Consider the following 16477-nt stretch of genomic DNA (forward strand, 5'->3'; position numbering starts at 1 on the left):
TGGTTGCGCAAAGCAAAAGCCCCGCCAAAGCGGGGCTTGACACCGCAGCCCGATGGCTCGGGCCGCTGGATCGGGGCGAAGATTACTTCTTCTTCTTGCCCTTGGCCGGCTCGGCGGTGGTGGGGGCGGCCACGATCACTTCCTCGACCGGCTCCACCACGGTGGCGATGGTCGGGTTCTTGCGACCATGGGTCAGCACCTTGATGTGGCTGTCCAGCTTCAGGTCGTTGACGTGGATGGTCTGGCCCTTGACGGCGCCCGACAGGTCGACGGTCAGGAACTCAGGCAGCTGCTGTGCCAGGCATTCGATTTCCAGTTCGGTGACCACGTGGTTGATGATGCACTTGTCCAGCTTGACGGCTTGCGACTCGGCTTCGTTGATGAAGTGCAGCGGAACCTTCTTGCGGATGCGGGTGGTGGCGTCGACGCGCTGGAAGTCCACGTGCAGCACCAGGGGCTTGAACGGGTGCTTCTGGAAGTCGCGCAGCAGAACCTGTTCGACTTGACCGTTGATTTCCATGTCCAGGATGGACGAATGGAAAGCCTCTTTGCGCATGGCGTGGTAGAGGGCGTTGTGGTCCACCTCGATGTTCTGGGGGGCCTTGCCAGCGCCATAGACGATGCCGGGGGTCTTGCCTGCGCCACGCAGGCGGCGGCTCGCTCCGGTCCCCTGCAGATTGCGCTCGAATGCGACGAATTTCATGGATGTGCTCCAGTTGAATGAAGCGCCCGCGACCAGGCGCTGAAACTGACCGGTCGGCAACTTGCGTCGCGCGACCGGTCACGGCTTGCCGGATCAGAAGTTGTTGTTCTGCTCCGAGAAGAGGGATGTGACTGACTCGCCGTCGGTGATGCGGCGGATGGTCTCGGCAAACAGGAAGGCCGTCGTCAGTTGACGGATCTTCGGCGTGCCCTTGGCGGCCTCGTTCAGCGGGATGGTGTTGGTGATGACCACCTCATCCAGATGCGAGGCCTTGATGCGCTCGATGGCCGGGCCGGAGAACACGGCGTGCGTACAGTAAGCGTAGACGCTCTTGGCGCCGCGTTCCTTGAGCACCTCGGCGGCCTTCACCAGCGTGCCGGCGGTGTCGATCATGTCGTCCATGATCACGCAGTTGCGGTTCTCGATTTCGCCGATGACGTGCATCACTTCCGACACGTTGGCCTTGGGACGACGCTTGTCGATGATGGCCAGATCGCAGCCGAGCTGCTTGGCCAGCGCACGGGCACGCACCACGCCGCCCACGTCGGGCGAGACGACGACGAGGTCTTCGTAACGCTTGGCCTGCAGGTCGGACAACAGCACAGGCGATGCGTAGATGTTGTCGACCGGGATGTCGAAGAAGCCCTGGATCTGGTCGGCGTGCAGGTCCATTGTCAGCACGCGGCTGACGCCCACGGTTTCCAGCATGTTGGCCACGACACGCGCCGAGATGGGCACGCGGGTCGAGCGCGGGCGACGATCCTGACGCGCGTAGCCGAAGTAAGGGATGACGGCCGTGATGCGCTGAGCCGACGCACGCTTGAGCGCATCGACCATGATCAGCAGTTCCATCAGGTTGTCGTTGGTCGGGGCGCAGGTCGACTGGATGACGAACACCTCGCGACCGCGCACGTTCTGCTGGATCTCGACCGTGGTCTCGCCGTCCGAGAAACGGCCCACAGCTGCCTTGCCCAGCGAGATGCCGAGGTTGTTGGCGATTTCCTGAGCCAATGCCGGGTTGGCATTGCCGGTGAACAGAACGGTGTCGGAGAGCATGGCGGCGGGCGACGGACGGTGAACAAAAAACGTCTGCCCTTCACCTTGCCCGGGGAGATGCCAGCTGAGCGCTGGTCAGAATCAGCCTTCGAGGAAGGTGTCGGGCAGGTGCGCCGTGGAGGACAAGATCAGATCAGTCAACCCGGCGAAGACCACAGTGTGTAGAGATTTGGCAGGGGAGGAAGGATTCGAACCCTCGAATGTCGGAATCAAAATCCGATGCCTTAACCAACTTGGCGACTCCCCTACACAGGTCACAGCGTTTAGGCGCTGCAACCTTGTAAGCTGCACTCTTGTTCAGAGCCTCACATTATAGCCAGGTTTTTTATGTCATCGCAAGCTGTTGCTCGGATCCATCATCTGCGCAGCCTGTTGTTCAAACGGACAACAGCCGCGCGTGAAGTGGATGTCTAGCCAGTGTGCGACACACTCGACCTTGCCACTGTGCATCAGGCAGTGCCAGCGGCATCGGGCAGGAATCCGGGGTGGCTGCGGTGGCGTCGGGCTGAACCCAGGAAAACACCGCGCTGCCTGAACCGGTCATCCGGCTGTTGCCGTACTGGTTCTGCATGATCGCCAGAGCCTGTGTGATCTGGCCTGCTTGATCCGGGCGATCTGCCGGCGCGTAAGCCTCGGCAGGGCCCTGCAGGTCATTTCGCCCGAAGCCCCGGGGCGCTGCAAGAAAGTCTGCGACTATAGCATGGGGAGTGTCGCGTTTGAGCCCGGGCGCACCAAAAATCGCGGCGGTCGGCACGACGATCGGCGGTTTCGCCACAGCCACCGGCACGCCGAGCACCTCCCTCAGTGCGGGGTGCTCGGGCAGGGGTGTGATCTGCTCGCCCACACCGGTCACCCACGCGGTCTGGCCGTGGATGAAAAAGGGCACATCGGCGCCGAGCTGCAGCGCCAGATCGGCCAGCCGCTGCAGTGGCCATTCCAGGCCCCACAGTTTGTTGAGGACCAGCAACACGGTGGCGGCGTCCGAGCTCCCGCCACCCATGCCGGCGCCGGACGGAAGACGCTTGTCGATGTGGATGTCGCAACCGCCGCGGTGTTGTGCCGCATCGCGCAGCAGTCGGGCCGCCCGCAGGCACAAGTCATCGGCAGGCAAGGGCTCGCCCAGATCATGGCGGGCGATGCGCTCGTCTGCGCGGGTTTCGATGTGGAGCGTGTCGTGCCAGTCGATGAGCGCGAACACCGACTCCAGCAGGTGGTAGCCGTCAGGGCGCCGGCCCACGATGTGCAGAAACAGGTTGAGCTTGGCCGGGGCGGGCAGGTCGTACAGGGCAGGCATGACGGGCGGCTGTGCGTCAACGGGTCAGGCGGGCGCGGATCAGGATGCCGCGCTGCTGCTCGGTGGCTGCGCGGGTTGCCTTCAGGCGTTGCTGGTCGAACTGCGACAGGTCCACTTGCCAGCCAGCCTGCTCGAAGCCTGCGGCCATGGGCGAAGAAGGCAGCGAGGGATCGGGTAGGCCGTCCAGCCAGAACGGCAACGCCCGCAGCGGCAGCACTTCGCCGAGCAGGGCCGCGCTGAGGTGGTCGAGGTCGGGGTAGTCGCGCTGCCCTTGGCCGTCGTGCAACTGGGCGCCATCAGATGTCCAGTTGACCTGCGCGACCTGCGTGCCCATGGGTGTCATCAGCGCGAGGTGGCCGGCGGCGCCGGGCGACACGGTCAGTGCAAAAGTGAAGCTGCTGCCGTCGGCAGGACGGCCCGCGTGCGCGTCGAGGCGCACGCTCATCTGCCCCTCCCAGGTGCGCGCGCTGGCCTCGGGCGCAGGCGGCGGGGGCAGGTGGCTGCAGGCGGCCAGGGCCAGGGACAGGGCGCCGGCCAGCCAGGCGCGGCGCGTTGCGCGCAAACCGGCACGCATCAGAAGCGCACCTTGAAGCGGCGCAGCGTCTCTTGCAGCACATCGTTGTCGCGGTCGCGCTGCCAGGATTCGCGCCAGATGCGCATGGCGTCGTCGCGCCGCTGCAGCGTCCACAACACCTCACCAAGGTGGGCACCGATCTCAGCGTCCTGGCGGGTATCCCACGCTTGTTGCAGTTGTGCGAGCGCTTCGTCGATGCGGCCTTCTCGGAAGGCCAGCCAGCCCAGGCTGTCTGTGATGAACGGATCGCCGGGCTTCAGGGCGATGGCGCGTTCCAGCAGCGCACGGGCTTCAGGCAGCCGCAGGCCGCGCTCCGCGAAGCTGTAGCCCAGCGCGTTGTGTGCGTTGGCGTTGTCGGGCTCGAGTTCGATGAGGCGGCGCAGCACCCGCTCCATCTCGTCGTAATCCTTGATCTTGTCGGCCATCATCGCCTGGTCGTACAGCAACTCCCCCACGTCCGGAAAGCGCTGTGCGCCTTCGCTCAACACGCGATGGGCCTCGCGCCATTGGCGTGCGTCACGCAGCAGCTGGGCTTCGGCCTGGACCTTGGCCAGGCCGTCTCGCGGCTCGGTCTCGGGCAGGCCGCGGATGAGCGCGCGTGCGGCTTGAAGCTGGCCATCTCGCGCCATCAGGCGGGCACGCTGGGCCTGAATGGGCAGCCGTACACGCGCCGGGTCGGCCCGTTCCAGCCATTGCAGGGCCACCCGCGTCTGGCCGCGTTGCTCGACGATCTGTGCCTGGAGCAGGCAGGCCTGCTCCAGATCAGGGGGCAGGGGAGCGGCCGCCGTGTTGGCGCCGGGCGCGGGCAGGCCTGCCAGCACAGGCTTGAGCGTGGCCTCGGCCGCTTCGGGCCGCTTGCGTTCCAGCTGGATGGCCGCCAGCAGCACGCGGGTGCCGTTCGCATCGGGTTGGGCCTCGACCAGTTGCAGCAGTTCACGTTCGGCTTCGTCGAAGCGTTGCGTGGTAGCCAGCTTGCGCGCGTAGGCCAGCCTCACCAGCGGCGGCGCATCTGCCCGCGCCAGCAGCGTGCGCACCAAGGGCTCGGCATCGGGGCTCTGGTCCATCAGTTCGACGGCGTGGAGGCCTGCCAGGGTGTTGGCTGGATCCAGCTCGAAGGCGCGCCGCAGGGCGGGCAGGGCCTTGGCGGGCTGGCGGGCTTGTGACCACGCATCGGCACTGGCTGCCCAGGCCTCGACGCGCTCCAGCGGTGCGCTGCGCCAGGGCTGGGTGGCCTCGTCGACGACTTCGGCGGCGGCTTTGCGGTCGGTGATGCGCTGCAGGCTGCGCGGCAGCGAGGCGAGCACTTGCCCCTGCTGCGCAGCGGGGCTCAGCTGGATCAGGCTGCGCAGTGGCGAGGCCAGCTCGGCGCTGCGCCCCAGCGCCAGCAGGATCTGGGCGGTGTACTCCGAGGCCTCACGCGACTGCGGCAGCGTCTGGCGCCAGGCCTTGGCGGCGGCCAGCGCCTGCTCACCCGCGCGTGCGCTCAGGGCGATGTCGACGGCACGCTGAAACAGCGCGGCGTCCTGATTGCGGCGCGCTGCTTCGAGATAGAGCTGGTAGGCGGCGCCTGGTTGCCCCTGACGCGCCTGTATCTCGGCCACGAGCAACTGGTAGAACAGCGGCGCGTCCATCGTGGAATTGATGACCGGCGCCTTGCTTGTGCCGACGGTGGCTGCAGCGGGCGCTGGCGTCGGTGCAACGGTGTCCGGCGTGGTGGCCTGCACCGCACCGCCCAGGGTCAGCGCCACCGCAAGCGCCAGCCGGGCCACGGCCCGTCCTCCAGGGCGGATGGGCAGGGACAGGCGGGAAGGTGGCATCAGAGGCAAGCAGTGCATGGGGTCTCCAGCGGTATGCAGACATTCTATGGATCCGGCGCCGTGATAATCGGTTCATGCCGGAATTGCCTGAAGTCGAAGTCACACGCCGGGCACTGGCGCCCCGGCTGGAGGGCGCGCTCGTTGAGGGCGCGCGAGTGGGCAAGCCTTTGCGCTGGCCGCTCGGATGCGAGGCGTCGTCGCTGGCCGGTTTGCGCATCGATGCAGTCAGCCGCCGAGGCAAGTACCTGTGGCTGGCGCTGTCGCGCGGCGGCGCGCCGGCAGGTGGGCTGCTGTGGCATCTGGGCATGTCCGGTTCGTTGGCCGTGGCGGTTACGGACAGCCCGCCGGGGCCCCATCACCACTTCGATCTGCTCACCTCTGCTGGCTGCCTGCGCTTGACCGATCCACGCCGCTTCGGTGCGGTGGTCTGGGGCGCTGCGCTGGACGACGGGATGCCCGCTCGCCTGCTGGCGCGCCTCGGACGAGAGCCTTTCGATCCGTCTTTGACAGCGGAGTCGCTGTGGCAGGCTTTTCGCGGGCGACGCGTGGCGATCAAACCGGCGTTGATGGCGGGCGATGTGGTCGTGGGCGCGGGCAACATCTACGCATGCGAGGCCTTGTATCGAGCGGGCATCGATCCGCGCATGCCGGCCGGGCGGCTGAGTCGGCCCCGCAGCGCGCGTCTGCTCGCCGCGCTGCAGGAGGTGCTGGCCCAGGCCATCGACGCCGGCGGCAGCAGCCTAAAAGACTTTCGGGCGGATGGCCACCTCGGCGGCTTTCAGAATCTCACGGCGGTGTATGGCCGCGCCGGGCTGCCTTGCCTGCGCTGCGGACACCCGGTGACGCGGACGGTGCAGGCTCAGCGGGCCACATTCTTCTGTCCAGGTTGTCAGAAAAGGTGACAAACGCGACGAGTTGCTGATTTGCTGCAGAAGAGTGGGCCGCTGGGCACTTCTTCGAGGTATCCCCGCCGCCGCTGATGCGCTAGCATCGTCGTCCATGATGCCCTCCTTCGTCAGTCAACTCGACGCCCTCGGGCAGTGGCGCGCCGAAACCGATGCGCGGCTGGCCTCGCTGGCGCGATTCGCCCGCGAGCACGACCTGTTGGACGATGCCTCGGCCGAGTGGTTCGAAGCCATGCGGCAGCGCCTGGCGGGCGAAAAGCTGATGGTGGCCTTCGTGGCCGAGTTCTCGCGCGGCAAGTCCGAGCTGATCAACGCCATCTTCTTCTCGGACAAGGGTCGCCGCATCATGCCGGCGTCAGCCGGGCGCACGACGATGTGCCCGGTCGAGCTGGGTTACGAGGCAGATGAGCCGGTGGGCCTCAGCCTGCTGCCCATCGAGACCCGACTGGAAGCCTTGTCGCTGAGCGAGTACCGCATGCAGCCGGGCACCTGGCATCGCTTCGAACTCGACCTGAATAACCCCGACCAGATGGCCGAGGTGCTGGGCGAGGTCATGCGCACGCGCTGGGTGGACACCGAGATGGCGGCCCGGCTGGGTTTCTGGGACGCCGAGCACCCGGAAGACAACCCGCCGCAGCGTGACGACGGGCTGGTCGAGGTGCCGGCCTGGCGACACGCCCGCATCAATCTGCCACATCCGCTGCTCAAGCGCGGGCTGGTGGTGCTCGACACACCCGGCTTGAATGCGATTGGCACCGAGCCCGAACTGACACTGGGCCTGTTGCCCCAGGCGCATGCCACGGTGTTCATCCTGGGCGCCGACACGGGCGTGACCAAATCGGACCTGGCCATCTGGCGCGATCACCTCTCCGGTCCGGCCCTGGCCCGCTTCGTGGCCCTCAACAAGATCGATGCCCTGGCCGATCCGCTGAGCAGCCCGGACGAGGTGCAAGCCGTGATCCGACGCCAGTGCGAGAGCGTGGCGCAGACGCTGGAGATCCCCCCTGCGCACGTGTTTCCGATCTCGGCTCGGCAGGCGCTGGCCGCGCGGCTGCAGGGCGACGCCGATGCGCTGAGCGGCAGCCGGCTGGAAGCCTTTGAGCAGGCCTTGTCTGAAGGCCTGTTGCCGCGCCGACGCGACAACCTGGCGCAGTCGGCACGCGAGGGCGCGCAGCGCCTGCAGCACCAGCTTTCGCGCCGCTTCGGCGAGATGCGGCGCCTGTATGCTGACCAGTTGCTGGAGCTGCGCGGCCTCAAAGGCAAGAGCGCAGGCAAGGTGCAGCTGATGCTGCAGCGCGTGCAAGCCGAGGCGGGCGAGTTCGAGCAGTGCACCGCCCGGCTGCAGGCCATGCGCTCGGTGCATGCGCGCATGCTGCGCCATGTGCTGCACGACTTGTCGGCCGACCGGCTGCGCCAGGAGGTCGACCAGCTGCATCAGGTGCTGGGTGGCTCGTGGCTTCCCCTGGGCGCGAAGAAGGCGTTTCTGGAGCTGTGCGAACGGCTGCGCATGCTGATCGAGCAGGCCCAGCAGCGCAACGAAGAGATCCACGCCATGCTGGTCGCTTCGTTTGCCAAGCTCAACGCCGAATTCGGTTTCAGCCTGGTGGCCGATGCGCAGCTCGATGTGCGCAAGTACACCGAAGACCTGGAACTCATCGAGCGCAACTATGTGCAATACCTCGGGCTGAGTCAGGCCTTCCGCCTGGCGCAGCCGGGCTTTCAGGAGCAGTTCCGCCGCATGCTGGTGTCGCGCCTGCGCGTGGTGTTCGAGACAGTGAGCAACGACATCGAGCTGTGGAACAAGACAGCCTCGGCCCAGGTGGACAGTCAGCTGCGCGAGCGGCGCCGCAACTTCAAGCGGCGGTATGAGTCGCTGGACCGCATTCAGTCAGCGTCGACCGAACTGGATAACCGGCTGCAAGAGGTCCAGGCGCTGGACGAGCGCGTGCTGCAGTTGCAGACGCGTCTGGCGCAGCTTGTCGACGAGGTGATGGCCCAGGTGCAGCCCGTGCTGCCGATGGCGGAGGCAGGCGATGAGGCCGGCTTCGAGACTGGTCTTGACGATGGCGGCACCGTGCCCGCCGCGCTGGCCAGCCTGTCTCTCTCGCTCGACGACGACGTTCGCCGCCCATGACCCTGGATCTGGCCCAGGGCCTGGCCGATCGGGCGCAGGCCCTGTCGCCCTTTCTGGCTGACCGGCTCGTGGCCTGGCAGCGCCAGCAGGGGCGGCATCATCTGCCGTGGCAGCAAACGCGTGATCCCTACCGCGTGTGGTTGTCAGAGATCATGCTGCAGCAGACCCAGGTCAGCACGGTGATGGGCTACTACGCGCGCTTTCTGGAACGCTTTCCCGATGTGGCGGCGCTTGCGGCCGCCCCGCAAGACGAGGTCATGGCCTTGTGGGCTGGTCTGGGCTATTACAGCCGCGCACGCAACCTGCACCGCTGCGCCCAGGTTGTGGTCGCCGATCACGGCGGCGAGTTCCCGCGCACGGCGGCTGGGCTGCAGACCTTGCCGGGCATCGGGCCCTCGACGGCTTCGGCCATCGCAGCCTTCTGCTTTGGCGAGCGCATCTCCATCCTCGACGGCAACGTGAAACGCGTGCTCAGCCGTGTGCTGGCCTGGGAGCAGGATCTGGCCGTGAAGGCGCACGAGCGTGCCCTGTGGGAGGCTGCCCAACGCTTGTTGCCAGCCACCAGCCAGGCCATGCCGGCCTACACGCAGGGTCTGATGGACCTGGGCGCCACCGTGTGCACACCCCGACAGCCGATGTGTCTGACCTGTCCCTGGTCAGATGTGTGCGAAGGCCGTCGCACGGGCGACCCGCAGCGCCTGCCCGTCAAGTCTCGCCGCCTGGTGCGGGGGCAGCGCGAGAATGCCTGGGCGTGGCTGGTCTGGTCGCGTGAAGACGGCCCTTGTCTGTGGCTGGAGCAGATGCCGCAGACAGGCCTGTGGGCCGGCCTGTGGACCTTGCCGCTGTTCGACGATGAAGCAGCCTTGCGTGCCTGCCTGCCCGAGCCGTGTCAGGGCCGGGTGGAGGCGCAGCCGCGTTTCAAGCATGTGCTGACCCACCTGGACTGGTGGCTGCAGGCGCATCGCGTCGAGGTGACCGATGCAGAAGCTGACTGCCTCACGGTCATGTTGCGCGCGCGGCCGGGCGCTGGCGGCGCCGGCCAGTGGGTGGCCGAGCGCGATCTGGCGCGCTGGGGCCTGCCTGCAGCGGTGCGCAAGGTGTTGACTGGCGCCTGACAATGCCTGACAGCGCCTGACAGCGCGGGCGTGCCGGTCAGCCCAGCGTGGCGATCACCGGCGCGTGGTCGCTAGGGCGCTCGTTCTTGCGCGGGCCCTTGTCGATCACGCAGGCAGACACCTGTCCGGCCAGCGCCTGACTGACGAGGATGTGGTCGATGCGCAGACCCTGGTTCTTGCGGAAGGCCAGGTTGCGGTAATCCCACCAGCTCCAGCTTTTGACGGGCTGTTCGAACAGGCGGAAGGCGTCACGCAGCCCCAGGTCGATCAGGCGCTGGAAGTGGGCGCGCTCCTCAGGCGTGCAGTGGATCTGGTCTTTCCACGCGACGGGGTCATACACGTCTGCATCGGTGGGCGCGATGTTGTAGTCCCCCATCAACACCAGTTGGGGATGCTGCTGCAACTCGGCCTGGACCCAGTCGTGCAACGCGCTCAGCCAGGCCATCTTGTAGGCGAACTTCTCTGATCCGGGCGCCTGCCCGTTGGGGAAGTAGGCGCCGATCACGCGGATGCTGCCGGCCGTGGGGTGGGGCACGGTGCCCGCGATCACACGGGCCTGCTCGTCGGCAAAGCCCGGGATGTTGCGCACGATGTCGACAGCCGGTGTGCGCGTCAGCAGGGCCACGCCGTTGTAGGTGCGCTGGCCGAACCACTGCGCGTGGTAGCCCGCCTGGGCCAGCTCGGCGTGAGGGAACTTGTCGTCGGTGAGCTTGGTTTCCTGCAGCACCAGCGCGTCGACCGGGTTGTCGGCCAACCAGGCCAGCAGCTGAGGCAGGCGCACCGACAGCGAGTTGACGTTCCAGGTCGCGAGCTTCATGGTGTCGTACGGCGGCGGTAGGTGACGAAGGCGAAGCCGGGCTCGCCGGCTGGGCCGGGGGGGTGGGCCTCGCGGTGGATGGTCGCGAACGCCTCGCGCGGCCAGGCCGGGAAGAAGGTGTCGGCCTCGAATGTGGCGTCGACCTCGGTCAGCTCGAGCTCATCGGCCATGGGCAGCGCCAGCGCGTACAGCTCGCCGCCCCCCATCACAAACACCTTCGGTGCATCGGCGACCAGGGCCAACGCCGCGTCCAGACTGTGGGCCACTTCGGCGCCTTGGGCCTGCCAGCTGGAGTTGCGCGTGACCACGACATTGCGCCGGCCGGGCAGCGGGCGAAAGCGCTCGGGCAGCGAATCCCAGGTGCGACGGCCCATGATGACCGGGCAGCCCATGGTGGTGGCGCGGAAGTGCTTCTGGTCGCGGCTGTCGTGCCAGAGCAGGTCGTTGTTGCGGCCGATGGCGCCATTGGCGGCCACGGCGGCAATCAGGCTGAGCGTGTCGGGTTTCTTGGAAGGCATGCGGGCTTGCGGCGATCAGGCGCGCAAGCTTACACGGCTTCGGCTGCCGCCATGCTGGCCGAGACCAGCAACTGCCGGCGCGCGTCGTGCAGCTCGCAGCGCGCGGCGTCGCTGAGCAGCTCGACCGTCTGGCCGGTGAACACCGGGCGGCAGAAGCGTATGGCCAGATGCCGGTTGGCGGGCTGATGGCGCCGCAGGTGGGCGAGCATCAGGTTGGCCGTGTACAGGCCCTGCACAAAGGCCGCCGGGTGGCCGAGCCGCCGTGCCAGCCAGTGCTGGGTGTGCAGTGGGTTGAGGTCGCCCGAGAGCTGGCCGTAGCGCCGGCCCTGATCCTTGGGGATCACGATGGCCTGCCTGGCGCTGGCGTGATCGGGCTGCAGGTGCGGTTGCGCATGCCGCAGGCCGCGCAGCGCCTCGTACCAGGTTGCGTCCGGCCCGTGCTGAACCGGTGCGAGCTGATCCAGCAACGCGGGGGGCAGGCGGTCGACCAGCATGGTGTCGTCCTGACGCATCAGCGATCGGCCTGACAGCGTGGTGATTTCGGTTTCGAAATCGAGTGCCACACGCCGTTCGCCCATGCGCACGCAGGCCTTGAGCCGGGCATGAAAGACGTAGGGCTGGCGTGCCTTGTAGCCGTGGAAGTCGGCCTCCCAACCCAGTCGCACGCCCAGGTGCATCACGTTGGCGAAGTTCAGACCGAGCCGCGCCAGCGTGGTGAACAAGTAGTCGCGGCTGAGATGCACATGGCAGGTCTGAAGCACCCCGCCGTGCCCCGTGGGTGCCTGAAAGGCGTGGCGCCATTGCGCATGCAGGCGCTCGGTCAGTGTGAATGGCTGCGCGTACACATGGCCGTGCGTGGCTGCCTTGAGCCGGTGGGCGCGCAGGATGTTGGGCAGCAGCCTGGCCTGATAGGCCAGCCCGTGCCAGGCGCGCCAGGTGTCCAGTTCGCGCGCAGCGTGTTGCGCGAACAATGGGGGGGACGTGGGCGTCCTTGCGGCGCCGTGTTGCGGTGTCGTCATGGCCTGGCTTCCCTGTTGTGTTGTGTTGCGCCGTGATGGCGGCCGGGCCATCGGGCTGATGGCGCGCACTTTAGGGAGCCTGGGCCGACCCTGACAAGGGTGGGGCGAGTAAAAACTTGCATGATGCGGAACATCGTGCGACCGCCCCGGGGGGCGGCAGACGGGTCAGACCGCGACCGGGGCCTTGATGGCGGGGTGGTGCTGGTAGTCGAGCACTTCGAAGTCTTCGTATTCGTAATCGAAGATCGACGCCGGCTTGCGCTTGATGTTCAGCACGGGGTAGGGATGGGGCTGCCGGCTCAACTGCAACTCGACCTGTTCGGTGTGGTTGCTGTAGATGTGGCAGTCGCCGCCGGTCCAGATGAAGTCGCCTACGTCCATGTCGCACTGCTGGGCGAGCATGTGGGTCAGCAGGGCATAGCTGGCGATGTTGAAGGGCACGCCGAGGAAGATGTCAGCGCTGCGCTGGTAGAGCTGGCAGCTCAGGCGGGGCCGCTCGCCTTCGGCCTGTGGCGGCGCCACATAGAACTGGAAGAACGCGTGGCAGGGAGGCAGGGCCATCTGCTCGATCAGGCCGACGTTCCACGCACTGACGATGATGCGGCGCGAATCGGGGCTCTGCTTGAGCTGCTTGACGACTTCCGAAATCTGGTCGACATGCGTGCCATCGGGCTTGGGCCAGTTGCGCCATTGCACCCCATAGACCGGGCCGAGCGAGCCGTCTTCACGGGCCCATTCGTCCCAGATGGTGACGCCGCGCTCCTGCAGCCACTTGACGTTGTCGTCGCCCCGCAGAAACCACAACAACTCGATGATGATGCTCTTGAGGTGCACCTTCTTCGTGGTGACCAGCGGAAAACCCTCGCGCAGGTCGAAGCGCATCTGGTGGCCGAAGACGCTGCGCGTGCCGGTGCCAGTGCGGTCGGTCTTGAGCACGCCCGTGGTGTGCACGAGGCGCATGAAATCTTCGTACTGGCTGCGCACGGGGCGCGTGGACGGCTGGCTCACGGACGGGCTCGCATCAGGAATGAAAAAGCCCCCCATTGTAGGTCTGGGGGGCTTCGGATCGCTTCAGGCGGATCAGGACGCGCCGGGCTCGCGCAGGAAGATCTCGACGCGGCGGTTCTTCGACTGGCCTTCGGGCGTGGCATTGCTGGCGATGGGCTCGCGTGAGCCACGGCCGGCGGTTTCAATGCGGCTGCCCGGGATGCCACGGTCGGTCAGGTAGTCGCGCACGGTGTCGGCACGGCGCTGCGACAGGGGCTCGTTGATGGCGTCGGTGCCGGTGCTGTCGGTGTGGCCGACGATGCGCACGATCAGGCCGGCACCGTTCTGGCGAAGGTTGCCCGCGAAGGCATCGAGCACGCCACGCAGTTCGGGCTTGAGTGTGGCGCTGTTGCGGTCGAACGAGATGTCGCTGGGGATCTGCAGCTTGAGCTGGTTGTCGGCCGTGCGGGTGACCTCGACCGGGGTGCCCTGGGTGGCCTGCTCCATGGCGCGCTGTTGCTCTTCCATGCGGCGCGACCACACGTTACCGGCCACGGCGCCGGCCACGCCACCGATCACAGCGCCCGTGGCCGCCTTGTTGCCCGTGGCCTTGCCGATGACCGCGCCAGCGACTGCGCCGATGGCGGCGCCCTTGGCCGTGCCTTGCTGCTCGGGTGTCATGTTGGCACAGCCTGACAGCACCAGCACGGCGGCGAGGGTGGCCGCGGTGATACCGCGCGCAGCGTGGGGCATGGAAATGTGGCGGGGTGTTGTTTGCAGCATGCGGTGTCTCCTGTCTTGCAGCGTGCAGCTCACGCACTCATTCAACGCGGCAGCAGGCCACCGCGATGACACAGTATCACGCGTCATGCAGTTGCATGGCAGCCAGCCGCGCGTACAGGCCGCTGCGGGCCATCAACTCCTGATGGGTGCCCATGTCGACGATGGTGCCGCCATCGAGCACGACGATGCGATCGGCATGCACCACCGTGCTGAGCCGGTGGGCGATGACCAGGGTGGTGCGACCCTGCATGGCTTCCTCCAGGGCCGCCTGCACGGCGCGCTCGCTTTCGGTGTCGAGCGCGCTGGTGGCTTCGTCCAGCAGCAACAGGGGGGCATTCTTCAGGATGGCGCGCGCAATGTTGATGCGCTGGCGTTGCCCGCCCGACAGGCGGACGCCACGTTCGCCCAGGTGGGTGGCATAGCCCTCGGGCAACTGGCGGATGAAGCCGTCTGCATGGGCGGCGCGGGCGGCTGCCACGACGTCGTCATCTGTGGCGTCGGGTCGGCCGTAGCGGATGTTGTCCATGGCCGAGGCCGAGAAAATGGTGCTGTCCTGCGGCACGATGGCAATGCGCTCGCGCAGCGCGTGCAGACTCAGCTCGCGCACCGACACGCCGTCGATGCGGATGTCGCCCGATTGCGGATCGTAAAAACGCAGCAGCAACTGGAAGACGGTGGTCTTGCCCGCGCCGCTGGGGCCGACCAGTGCCACGGTTTCACCCGGGGCGACGTCCAGGCTGACATCGTGCAGCGCCGCCTGTTGCGGCCGCGAAGGGTAGTGGAAGACCACGTGGTCGAGGCTGACCCGTGCGCCGCCTTGCACGGCGGGCAGGGCGCGCGGCCGGGCAGGATCGGCAATGGGTGACTTCGCAGCCAGCAGTTCCATCAGCCGCTCGGTGGCGCCGGCTGCACGCAGGATGTCGCTGTAGACCTCGGACAGCGCGGCGACCGAGCCCAACAGCAGGATCACATACAGCACGGTCTGGCCGAGGTGACCGGCACTGATGCGGCCGGCCATCACCGCCTGTGTGCCCTGATACAGCCCCCACAGCATGGCACCGGTGGTGGCCGTGATGATGAAGGCCACGAGGAAGGCGCGGGCCCGGATGCGGCGCTCGGCCGTGCGGAAGGCCTGCTCGGTCGAGGCGCCGAAGCGGGCCGCCTCGCGCGACTCGGCCGCATGGCTCTGCACCACGGGCACGGCATTGAGCACCTCGGCCGCAATCGCGCTGGCGTCGGCGATGCGGTCCTGGCTGGCTCGCGACAGCTTGCGCACGCGCCGTCCATACAGGATGGCCGGCATCAGGATCAACACGAGCGCCCCGAGCACCTGGGCCATGACCACGGGGTTGGTGATGATGAGCATCAGCAGCGCCCCGGCGCCCATGATGCTGTTGCGCAGGCCCAGCGACACGCTGGTGCCCACGACGGTCTGGATCAGCGTGGTGTCGGCCGTGAGGCGCGAGACGACCTCGCCTGTTTGCGTGCGCTCGAAGAACGCTGGACTCTGCCTGAGCACATGACGGTAAACCGCCTCGCGCAGGTCGGCGGTGATGCGCTCGCCCAGCCAGCTCACCATGAAGTAGCGCGCAGCCGAGAACACGCCCAGCGCCGCCCCGACGCCGAACAGCGCGAGAAAGTGCTCCTGCATCAGCGCCACGCGCTCAGCCGGATCGGACGAGATCAGACCCTGGTCGATCAGCGCGCGCAAGGCAATCGGCAGCACCAGGGTGGTGACGGCCGCCAGCACCAGGAAGATGCCGGCCAGCGCGATGCGCCCGCGGTAGGGTCGGATGAAGGGCCCCAGCGCACGCAGCGCGCGGGGCGACGAACGGGTGTCAGCGGGACGTTGGTCGGAACGGTGGGCAGCTTGGCTCATGACAAGGCTGAAAGCAGCCGGCCATTATGGGCTGTGCCGGGAAAACCTGCCGGCCGCAGCCAGGCTCACTGCCTCAGCGCGGCACGGCGTAATGCGCTTCGTCCATCAGGTCGACGCCGCACTGCAGCCCTTCGACCCACTGGATGAACTGCTGCACGGCCGGGCCGGCCAGCGGCGCGCCATGCTGCGGCACGATCATGTCGATGGGCAGCTGCCGCACCATCCGGGCCCACAGCCGCAGGATCTTGCCCGAGACCATGTAACGCCGATGAAAGGCGTCCATGCCAGGCGGCAGCGGGTCCAGGCTGCGGATGGGTTCGCTTGCTGCCGCGCCGCTCACCATGGACACACCGAGGTCACCCGAGAACAGGATGCGGCTGATCGGGTCATAGAACTGGAAGTTGCCCTCGGCATGCATGAAGTGCGCCGGCAGGGCAATGAGTTCGCTGTTGCCAATGGGGATGCGCATGCCGCTGTCCGGGATGCCCACGATGCGGCCCGAGGTTTTGCCGGGCTTGCAGAAGTGGGGCACGAAGCGCTCCCACAGGGTGGACACATACAGCTTGGCCGTGGGTGTGGCTGTCATCCAGCGGTCCAGCGACGCGATGATGTCGGGGTCGGCATGCGATGCGAGGATGGCCGACAGGCGCGAGGGCGGGAAGTGCCGCGTCATGCCCAGATACAGCTCGCTGTAAGCGAGGTTGCCGCCGGGGTCGATGATGGCGCCCGTGTCCTCGTTGACCACCAGGAACTGGTTGGCCTGGACGGCTTCGCCGCCCTCGTTGCACAGGTCGGAGAACATCAGGCACACGTGGCCCGGGCTGCGGAACAGTTCGTACGGCATGGGTGATTTCCAGCAAGGGGGCCAGTATCGGC

At 67.2% G+C, this 16477-nt stretch carries 15 protein-coding genes and 1 tRNA gene; 3 read left to right on the forward strand and 13 right to left on the reverse strand.

Annotated features, from left to right (window positions below; translation table 11 throughout):
- Positions 1–82 precede the first annotated feature (82 nt).
- The 6 genes from GTZ97_RS09590 to GTZ97_RS09615 all read right to left on the reverse strand — a co-directional run bounded on the left by GTZ97_RS09590 (position 83) and on the right by GTZ97_RS09615 (position 5462).
- Entirely contained in the window at positions 83–703 is a 621-nt protein-coding gene (locus tag GTZ97_RS09590) for a 50S ribosomal protein L25/general stress protein Ctc (protein WP_161650374.1), read from the reverse strand.
- A 93-nt stretch (positions 704–796) separates the two neighbouring features.
- On the reverse strand, positions 797–1759 hold the full coding sequence (locus GTZ97_RS09595) for a ribose-phosphate pyrophosphokinase (protein ID WP_161650375.1): 963 nt from the start codon (positions 1757–1759) through the stop codon (positions 797–799).
- 170 nt (positions 1760–1929) lie between these two features.
- Positions 1930–2006, reverse strand: a tRNA-Gln gene (locus GTZ97_RS09600).
- Positions 2007–2135: 129 nt separating this feature from the next.
- Positions 2136–3053: a 4-(cytidine 5'-diphospho)-2-C-methyl-D-erythritol kinase gene (ispE, locus tag GTZ97_RS09605; RefSeq protein WP_161650376.1), complete on the reverse strand. Its 918-nt coding sequence runs from the start codon at positions 3051–3053 to the stop codon at positions 2136–2138.
- A 16-nt stretch (positions 3054–3069) separates the two neighbouring features.
- Complete coding sequence (locus tag GTZ97_RS09610) at positions 3070–3627, reverse strand: lipoprotein insertase outer membrane protein LolB (protein WP_161650377.1); 558 nt, start codon at positions 3625–3627, stop codon at positions 3070–3072.
- Complete coding sequence (locus GTZ97_RS09615; protein ID WP_161650378.1) at positions 3627–5462, reverse strand: tetratricopeptide repeat protein; 1836 nt, start codon at positions 5460–5462, stop codon at positions 3627–3629. The genes GTZ97_RS09610 and GTZ97_RS09615 overlap by 1 nt, the downstream gene beginning before the upstream one ends.
- Before the next feature lie 56 nt (positions 5463–5518).
- Between GTZ97_RS09615 and mutM the strand changes: the two genes are divergently transcribed.
- The 3 genes from mutM (at position 5519) to mutY (ending at position 9598) form a co-directional block, all read left to right on the forward strand.
- Positions 5519–6346, forward strand: coding sequence for a bifunctional DNA-formamidopyrimidine glycosylase/DNA-(apurinic or apyrimidinic site) lyase (gene mutM, locus GTZ97_RS09620; RefSeq protein WP_161650379.1), 828 nt, complete (start codon positions 5519–5521; stop codon positions 6344–6346).
- Positions 6347–6443: 97 nt separating this feature from the next.
- Positions 6444–8483 carry a dynamin family protein gene (locus GTZ97_RS09625; RefSeq protein WP_161650380.1) on the forward strand — a complete coding sequence of 680 codons (2040 nt, stop codon included), beginning with the start codon at positions 6444–6446 and terminating at the stop codon, positions 8481–8483.
- A complete protein-coding gene (mutY, locus tag GTZ97_RS09630) occupies positions 8480–9598 on the forward strand; it encodes an A/G-specific adenine glycosylase (RefSeq protein ID WP_161650381.1) in 1119 nt (372 codons plus the stop codon). Before GTZ97_RS09625 ends, mutY begins: the two co-directional genes overlap by 4 nt.
- A gap of 37 nt (positions 9599–9635) precedes the next feature.
- Here mutY and xth read toward each other — a convergent pair whose 3' ends face one another.
- From xth to GTZ97_RS09665, 7 genes are all read right to left on the reverse strand, one after another.
- On the reverse strand, positions 9636–10415 hold the full coding sequence (gene xth, locus GTZ97_RS09635; RefSeq protein ID WP_161650382.1) for an exodeoxyribonuclease III: 780 nt from the start codon (positions 10413–10415) through the stop codon (positions 9636–9638).
- Positions 10412–10933 carry a dihydrofolate reductase gene (locus GTZ97_RS09640; RefSeq protein WP_161650383.1) on the reverse strand — a complete coding sequence of 174 codons (522 nt, stop codon included), beginning with the start codon at positions 10931–10933 and terminating at the stop codon, positions 10412–10414. Before GTZ97_RS09640 ends, xth begins: the two co-directional genes overlap by 4 nt.
- A 29-nt stretch (positions 10934–10962) precedes the next feature.
- Entirely contained in the window at positions 10963–11952 is a 990-nt protein-coding gene (locus GTZ97_RS09645; RefSeq protein WP_161650384.1) for a MaoC/PaaZ C-terminal domain-containing protein, read from the reverse strand.
- Between the two features lie 165 nt (positions 11953–12117).
- Positions 12118–12960 carry a thymidylate synthase gene (locus GTZ97_RS09650; protein ID WP_161650385.1) on the reverse strand — a complete coding sequence of 281 codons (843 nt, stop codon included), beginning with the start codon at positions 12958–12960 and terminating at the stop codon, positions 12118–12120.
- A 72-nt stretch (positions 12961–13032) separates the two neighbouring features.
- Positions 13033–13722, reverse strand: a complete 690-nt coding sequence (locus GTZ97_RS16980; protein WP_330863585.1) for a YiaD family glycine zipper/OmpA-like lipoprotein — start codon at positions 13720–13722, stop codon at positions 13033–13035.
- 76 nt (positions 13723–13798) lie between these two features.
- Positions 13799–15601 (reverse strand): ABC transporter transmembrane domain-containing protein, encoded by a 1803-nt coding sequence (locus tag GTZ97_RS09660; RefSeq protein WP_161650386.1) that lies wholly within the window; start codon positions 15599–15601, stop codon positions 13799–13801.
- A gap of 73 nt (positions 15602–15674) precedes the next feature.
- Positions 15675–16445 (reverse strand): oxygen-binding di-iron domain-containing protein, encoded by a 771-nt coding sequence (locus GTZ97_RS09665; protein WP_161650387.1) that lies wholly within the window; start codon positions 16443–16445, stop codon positions 15675–15677.
- Positions 16446–16477: the final 32 nt, after the last annotated feature.

The sequence above is a fragment of the Aquabacterium fontiphilum genome, from assembly GCF_009909205.1.
Classification (GTDB): domain Bacteria; phylum Pseudomonadota; class Gammaproteobacteria; order Burkholderiales; family Burkholderiaceae_C; genus Aquabacterium; species Aquabacterium fontiphilum.